The sequence below is a fragment of the Shewanella sp. GXUN23E genome, assembly GCF_050865035.1.
In the GTDB taxonomy this organism is placed as follows: domain Bacteria; phylum Pseudomonadota; class Gammaproteobacteria; order Enterobacterales; family Shewanellaceae; genus Shewanella.
In genome coordinates, this window is record NZ_JBOZWP010000007.1 from 173,777 (window position 1) to 180,842 (window position 7,066).

Annotated in this window: 5 protein-coding genes; 3 read left to right on the top strand and 2 right to left on the bottom strand. The window is 48.7% G+C overall.

From position 1 onward, the window contains the following. The first annotated feature begins 500 nt into the window (after positions 1-500). The 3 genes from ACRRUX_RS09045 (at position 501) to ACRRUX_RS09055 (ending at position 2,627) form a co-directional block, all read left to right on the top strand. A complete protein-coding gene (locus ACRRUX_RS09045) occupies positions 501-1,325 on the top strand; it encodes a LytR/AlgR family response regulator transcription factor (protein WP_432529385.1) in 825 nt (274 codons plus the stop codon). A gap of 86 nt (positions 1,326-1,411) precedes the next feature. After that, entirely contained in the window at positions 1,412-1,999 is a 588-nt protein-coding gene (locus ACRRUX_RS09050; RefSeq protein ID WP_432529388.1) for a cytochrome b, read from the top strand. A 79-nt stretch (positions 2,000-2,078) separates the two neighbouring features. After that, a complete protein-coding gene (locus ACRRUX_RS09055) occupies positions 2,079-2,627 on the top strand; it encodes a hypothetical protein (RefSeq protein WP_432529390.1) in 549 nt (182 codons plus the stop codon). 208 nt (positions 2,628-2,835) lie between these two features. Here the strand turns inward: ACRRUX_RS09055 and cadA are convergent, their stop codons facing one another. Both cadA and cadB read right to left on the bottom strand, forming a co-directional pair. Further along, positions 2,836-4,971: a lysine decarboxylase gene (cadA, locus tag ACRRUX_RS09060; RefSeq protein ID WP_432529392.1), complete on the bottom strand. Its 2,136-nt coding sequence runs from the start codon at positions 4,969-4,971 to the stop codon at positions 2,836-2,838. A gap of 154 nt (positions 4,972-5,125) precedes the next feature. Continuing rightward, entirely contained in the window at positions 5,126-6,478 is a 1,353-nt protein-coding gene (cadB, locus tag ACRRUX_RS09065; protein WP_432529394.1) for a cadaverine/lysine antiporter, read from the bottom strand. Positions 6,479-7,066 lie beyond the last annotated feature (588 nt).

Below are 7,066 nucleotides of genomic sequence, written 5' to 3' on the forward strand. Positions count from 1 at the left end.
CTGCGGGTGCCATGTTTGTCATAGTGACAGGTCTCACAGCACTGATAGCGATTTCCCTGCAACACAACTATGCAAAGGAAAGTGAGTTGGAGCATGCGCTCAGCAAGTATCGTCAGATTACCGGTGCTGTCACAAAACCGTTGCCCCAACTTGGCTTTGTTGCCATGCATACCACCAGGCAGGCTGCTCGATAATTCGGGTACCGGGGGACATTAAGCCCCGGCAAGCCTCTGGAGCCCTTTTGCTCAGGTGTTGCAAACCAATGACGGTCTTTACGGCATCTAGGTCGCCACCGGAATATATTGTTGATAAGGGCTGTTAGACTCGGATTCCGAGGATGATCTTCACAGTGACTGTTGTCACCTCAGGTGTTTGCTATAGTGGGGATAACCAAGCCGTTTGGCCATATTCTCTGTGCTGCGGTCAATTATGGATAACAGAGGGCATTTTATCTGTTAACCGTTTTTTTAGTGGCACAAGCACCAGCTCTCGGGAGACCTATGAAATTGAGTCTGGGACAATACTATCAGTCACTCTCTGAACATAAGCTCTGGCGGGTGGGCCTGATTGTCTGCGCCGCGATAGTCACGATTGCGGTATTTCAGGACTACCTGCATGCCAGGCGCAATGGCTTCTCTTTCTTTATTTGGGAGTCCCTGTTGTTCAAGGTGTTCTGGATGTTGTTTCCTCCCATCCTATTTGTCCTGAAAAGAATATTGCAATACAGACCAGCCAACTCGGTAGCCCGCATGTCTGTTACTATCATCATTTCAACACTTGTTCATCTGGTGTTGATGGCATTAGTCATCTGGTGTTTGTCCTCTATTTTTCGTGAGCAGAATTACGGCTTCTTTAAAGTTTTGACTTACAGTTTGGCTAATGACCTTGTTGCCGCCATATTAGTCTATGGCTTTTTTGTATGGATGCAGCGGTTTTGGCAAGGCCGGATAGATAGTACAAGCAAAGTAAATAAACCTGGGCCTCTTGAATACTTGCTTATTCAGTCTGGTAAGGAGAAAGCTAGAGTTAATATCAAAGATATTGTCTTTGTAAAAGCGGCTACGCCATACTTGACTATTTATACGGAAAATAAGGATTATCTCTATACCGATACTTTAAAATCTATAACGCATAAATTGAATGACAGGTTTGTCAGGGTCCATCGTTCAAGTATTGTTAATATAGATAAAGTGATTAAATATAAGTCCAGACTAAATGGTGATTATGATTTAACGCTTAAAAACGGGTCGGAAATCAGACTAAGCAGAAATTATGTCAGTGAATTCAAAATCAGGTTTGAATCACATCCTCAGGTTAATCAGTAAACTCATCGTCTTAAACCATTGAGCCTTGACCAACAGAGGTTTGAGCACGACTGTGGGGCAAAACCTAACTTGAGTCCCACAGCGTCATGCAGATTAAAAACACCGATAAGTCCTATGGCACAATCGCCAAGTGGCTGCATTGGACCACAGCGATATTGTTGTTGGCTTGCTATTTATCTATTTACTACCGCAATTGGTTTGCTGAAAGTGATCCTGAAAAATGGGCGGCTAATCAAATTCATTTTTCTGTCGGTATCACCATATTGGTGATAGTCACTTTGCGTATTATCTGGCGTCTGTTAAACCCCTTGCCAATTCCTGAACCTGGCAGCCTGATTGAGCATGTGTGTGCGCGTGTAATGCATTTTATTTTGTATATATCCATAGTTGTTATGCCTGTTACCGGATACCTATCAATTGCCAGCTATTTGTCCAGTGGTAGAGGTGTCATCGAGTATTTCTTTCTATTTGATATAGAAGCTTTTAAAAATATCGGGGTAAGTAATCTGCTTGGTATAACGCTGGAGCAGTTGGAGGAGCCTGCAGAACTAATTCATTATGTTTTGGGGGAGTGGATTTTGTGGGTGTTAATTAGCGGTCACATGTTGGCTGCGCTATACCACCACTTTATCAAAAAAGATAACACCTTATATAAGATGACGTTTGACAAATAATAGAAGGTTCCAACAGGAGATTATTATGGCTGAAATTAAATTGTTGGCTTGGGTTTTGTTATTTGGGTGCGGGAGTACCGTGGCACAGGAGCAAGTTCCGGTTATTGGTGGCCCGTGTCAGGGATGTGAGCTGGTGTTTGTAGACATGCCGGTAGACCTGAGCGTCAGTTCCAGACTGACACCTGTGGAAGAACCCGGCAGTCCACTTGTCATTGATGGCAAGGTGTGGCGAACCGATGGGACACCCGCTGGCGATATCATTGTGTACGCGTACCAAACCGATGCCAGTGGCACCTATCCTAAAGGAAGTACTCAGCATGGTCGACTGCGTGGCTGGACTAAGACAGACAACGCGGGGAGCTACAGGTTTGAGACGATACGGCCCGCTGCTTATGCCGGTCGCAATATCCCCCAGCACATTCATATGCATATCATTGAGCCGGATAAGGGAACCTACTATATCGATGATATTACCTTTGATGATGATCCTTTACTGACTAAAGGGCAAAGAGACAAAAAGCGTTGTCGAGGGGGATGCGGTGTCAGCCATCCGCAGCAAGATGGGCAGGGGGTCTGGCATGTCAGTCGGGATATTACTCTGGGTAAGAATATACCTGAATACCAATAGTATTGGAGACGAAGTTTGTCGTTGGAGCAAGCGGCTTTTGCAACTGCGATGGTGATACGAATGAAGGCAAATAAAAAGCCCGACAATGGAGACGCTGCCGGGCTTTTGATTTCACACTAGGCGAATTTTAGAAAGGTTTGAGAACTGGCATAGGGTTGCCTGTCAGAAGGTCGGGAAGGTGGCGAAGCCTTCCCGGCCTTTGTCATTCTCAGGCTTTGATAACCTTCACAGTGGCGCTGCCATCTTCATGTTGGTACACACCGTGAATGTCGGTTTCGAAACCTGGGTAGTGCTGGCCGATTTCACACAGCATCACCAGGAAGTCCAGCACAGGACGTGAAGCGTCAGTCACCATTTCACCTGGCAGTACCAGAGGTACTCCTGGTGGGTAAGGCAGGATCATGTTGGCACTGATGCGACCGACCATTTCCTGCAGGGCCACTTCTTCGATGTTGCCGCGCAGCTCTTCCTGCCATGCAGCGTGAGGAGTCAGCTTCATTTCTGGCAGTACGTCAAAGGCTTTGAACATCAGCTCAGGTAGCTTGTACTGGGCAGTCAGTTTGTGGATACCCTGTGCCAGCTCCTGAATACGCATATCTTTGTAGAAAGCAGGATCTTCTTCGTACAGAGAAGGCAGCATGGTCTTGATGGTCAGGTTCAGATCGTAACCACGTTTGAACTCAGTCAGTGCACGCAGCAGCTGCATGGCTTTTGGCTTGTCGATACCGATAGAGAACAGGAACAGCATGTTGTATGGACCGGTTTTCTCAACCACGATGCCATGCTCATCCAGGAACTTGGATACGATAGAAGCAGGGATACCGGTTTCGGCCAGTTCACCGTTTTCAGTCATACCTGGAGTCAGGATGGTGACCTTGATTGGGTCAAGGTACATGTGCTCGTCATCGATGTTCTTGAAGCCGTGCCAGCTGTCGTTTGGATCCAGCTTCCAGCATTCAGTCTTGTCGATGTTTTCAGGCTGCCACACGTCGAAGAACCAGGAGTCGGCTTCGCTGCGCAGACGCTTGATCTCTTTACGGAAGCGAATAGCGCGGTCGATAGATTCCTGAATAAGACGCTTACCACTGTTACCCCGCATCATGGCGGCAGAGATCTCAGCAGAGGCCACGATACCGTACTGAGGTGAAGTGGAAGTGTGCATCATAAAGGCTTCGTTGAAAGACTCTTCTTCAACATCACCCTTAATGTGGATCATAGAAGCCTGAGAGAAGGCCGCCAGCAGCTTGTGAGTAGACTGGGTTTCGTAGAACACACGGCCTGGCATGGCTTCGCCGCTCATACCACACTTGCCTTCATAGATAGGGTTGAAGTTGGTGTATGGCACCCAGGCGGAATCGAAGTGGATGTACTTGGTTTCCAGTGTGTCTTTGATGAACTTGGTGTTGTAGAACAGACCATCATAGGTGGAGTTGGTCACCACTGCGTAGTTAGGCATGGTCGCGCCTGGGGTGGCAGCGACTTTTTCAGCGATAACAGTCTTGGTGAACTCGCTCTGTGGGATACCACCCAAAATACCGTAAGCGTTACGGGTAGGGCGGAAGTAAATTGGAGTCACGTCTGACATCATCATCAGGTGAGTCAGGGATTTGTGACAGTTACGGTCAACCAGTACAGTGCTGCCGGCTGGCGCTGAGTACATACCCACAATCTTGTTGGCAGTGGACGTACCGTTGGTCACGATGTAAGAGCGGTCAGCATTGAAAGTACGGGCAATATACTCTTCGGCCTCTTTATGTGGACCTGTGTGATCCAGCAAGGAGCCCAGTTCAGGCATAGAGATGGAGATATCTGCCTTGAAGGTGTTGGCGCCATAGAAGTCGTAGAAAATACTACCGGCAGGGCTACGGTTGAACGCGGTACCACTCATGTGGCCTGGTGTACAGAAGGTGTATTTACCTTCTTCTGCATACTTGAACAGTGCCTTGGTCAGTGGTGGCAGGATAGCGTCTTTGTAAGCTTCAACAGCTTGCTTGATCTTCACGCTGATATCAGCGGCAGAGTTCAGGGTGTACTCGAAGTAGTGGATGTTCAGACGCAGATCAGTCAGGGAAATATCCAGAGTGGACTGCTCATTGGCAAAGGTGAACAGTGGCAGCTTTTCGTTCAGGCCGTTCACTGTTTTGCACAGATCCATGGAGTAGGTATCCCAGTCGAAAATCACACCACAGATACGGGCATTGTTTTCAATCAGTTTAATCAGGTCCTGCTCATCTTGAGGGTAAACCACCTGGAAGCCTTTGCTTTCCAGTTGGGCTTGCAGTTCTTTAACAGGCACCTTTTTAAACAGTGCCTCCACATGGTTCATTACAGCGATAATATTCATCTGAATTTCTCCAGGGTGAGTGAGGGCGCACTCCCCGTAAAAGACAGGAAGAGGAGAGTGAGCCGTTAATAATTAAGAAGTTTTAAATCAGTAACTTGGGGTGGATGATGCGGATGAAAGCTCATCCGCACTTTCCGGGTATTTGCTCGCGGGATTAGTGAGCGGCGGCTTCTTTGTTGTCGTCGCCTTTGATCTTGTTGGCAGCACGTTCGATGTGTTGTCTCAGGCCCAGTTTGCGGCCGTAGAACATGAACACTGCCAGTGACACGATGAAGGTCGCACTCAGGGCGTGTGGGTCAGCGCCGACCAGGGCGATGAAACAGAACACACAGGCCACACCGGAGAACAACATCACGAAACCGTTGCGGGTAGTCATACCTTCGTAGCGGATCATGTTCACTGCGGAGTAGAAGTAAGGCAGCATGGTCAGCAGCACGGCGTCAGAAGACAGTACGTTGAACAGGTCAGAGGCATGGCCGTCGCCTGAGCTCAGTACGGTGATGGCAATCATCAGCACAGTCATCATGACAGAAGCCATAATCAGACCTTTCTTGGGTACGCCTTTCTCATCCACTTCACCGAAGACTTTAGGGAAGTTGCCGTCGTTGGCAGCACGCTTACCGGCTTCACCAACCAGCATCATCCAGCTGCCCAGAGAGGTGAAACAGGCCAGTGCAGTAAAGGCAGCCACGAATGGTGCAGTCCACTTACCGAATACTTCAGAGGTCGCCAGCGCAAATGGAGCACCTGAGGCAGCCACTTCAGAGGCAGGGAACATACCGGCGATAACCTGAGTAGACAGGATGTACACCAGACCGGCCAGAGCAGTACCCAGCATGGTTGCCAGCGGTACGGTGCGACGTGGGTTGTCCACCAAACCGGAAGATACCGCAGCAGATTCAACACCAACGAACGCCCACAGGGTGATCAGTACCGCGCTGACGATAGCGTGGGAGTCACTGCTGTGAGAAGTGTTCCAGTTTTGGGTATACAGTGCGGGGTCAAAATGCGTCCAACCGGCCAGTGCAGTACCAACTACAGGAATAAGGATCAGTACCAGACCAATGGTACACAGACGACTTACCCAGCTGCCGCCCAGCAGGTTGATAAAGGTAAAGATCCATACTGCAGCAATAGTGGCGATGGCAGCAGGGATGGTTTCGTTCAGTACAGGGAAGAAAACAGACAGATAAGACACACCGGTAATGGCGATGGCCAGGTTACCAATCCAGTTGGCGTGGTAATACAGCACACCGGTCTGGAAACCGAAGGCAGGAGAAATTTCACCTGCATAAGCGATTGGACCACCTTCCTGAGGGTTGTTGGTACCCAATCTGGCGTAAACAAATGCCAGACTCAGTGCGCCAACCAGGCAGATAATCCAACTGTAAATTGAAATTGAACCGACTTGAGCGAGTGTGGAGGGCAGCAGCGCGATACCGCTACCCATCATGTTACCGGCTACCACACCGGTACAGGCAATTAAGCCAATCTTCTTTGCGGACATACTGTCTCCATTTCAGCTAATCCCAATCCGCCTGGATAGAAGAGTGAGGGGGAGCGGTTTGCAGCTGTTCTCTTCAGGAGAAACTGCATTGGGCTCTGGTGCGCTCTGCTATTCATGTGAATTGGAGGTTGAGTTGCTTATTCGCCGGATCTCCCTGTTACCTGTGTCAGCGTGGGTATAAAAGGGAGCGAAGCGCGGCGGAGCAATCGCCTCGGTACATCCCCCGTATGCCTTGTGTGAAGGGGGAAGCACCTGTTTCGGAGGCAAGATTACGCCCGGATTTCCGCTTGGTGAAATCATGGTTTGGTCAATGACAAAAAGATGAGCCAGACTTGATGGCAGGTAAAATAAACCCAATAAAACCAATGGGTTTATAATTTATCTGGAAAATATCAAGGTGAAATCAAGGTGAAATCAAGGTAGAAAGATGAAGGTTATAAACCGGGTTTATGTCGGCTTGAGAGGAGGTTTATTGCCATTTGGGGCAATGGCGGGGGACCAGGATGTTGTGATGCCCGTATCACCCTGGCTGTTGCTGAAAAATTGGCAAGCTTCACTTGTCGAACACTAGTGGTTTTAGGTGGTTTT

Coding starts and splice junctions, on each gene's coding strand:
- ACRRUX_RS09045 (WP_432529385.1), top strand. CDS start 501: ATGAAATTGAGTCTGGGACAATACTATCAGTCACTCTCTGAACATAAG.
- ACRRUX_RS09050 (WP_432529388.1), top strand. CDS start 1,412: ATGCAGATTAAAAACACCGATAAGTCCTATGGCACAATCGCCAAGTGG.
- cadA (WP_432529392.1), bottom strand. CDS start 4,971: ATGAATATTATCGCTGTAATGAACCATGTGGAGGCACTGTTTAAAAAG.
- cadB (WP_432529394.1), bottom strand. CDS start 6,478: ATGTCCGCAAAGAAGATTGGCTTAATTGCCTGTACCGGTGTGGTAGCC.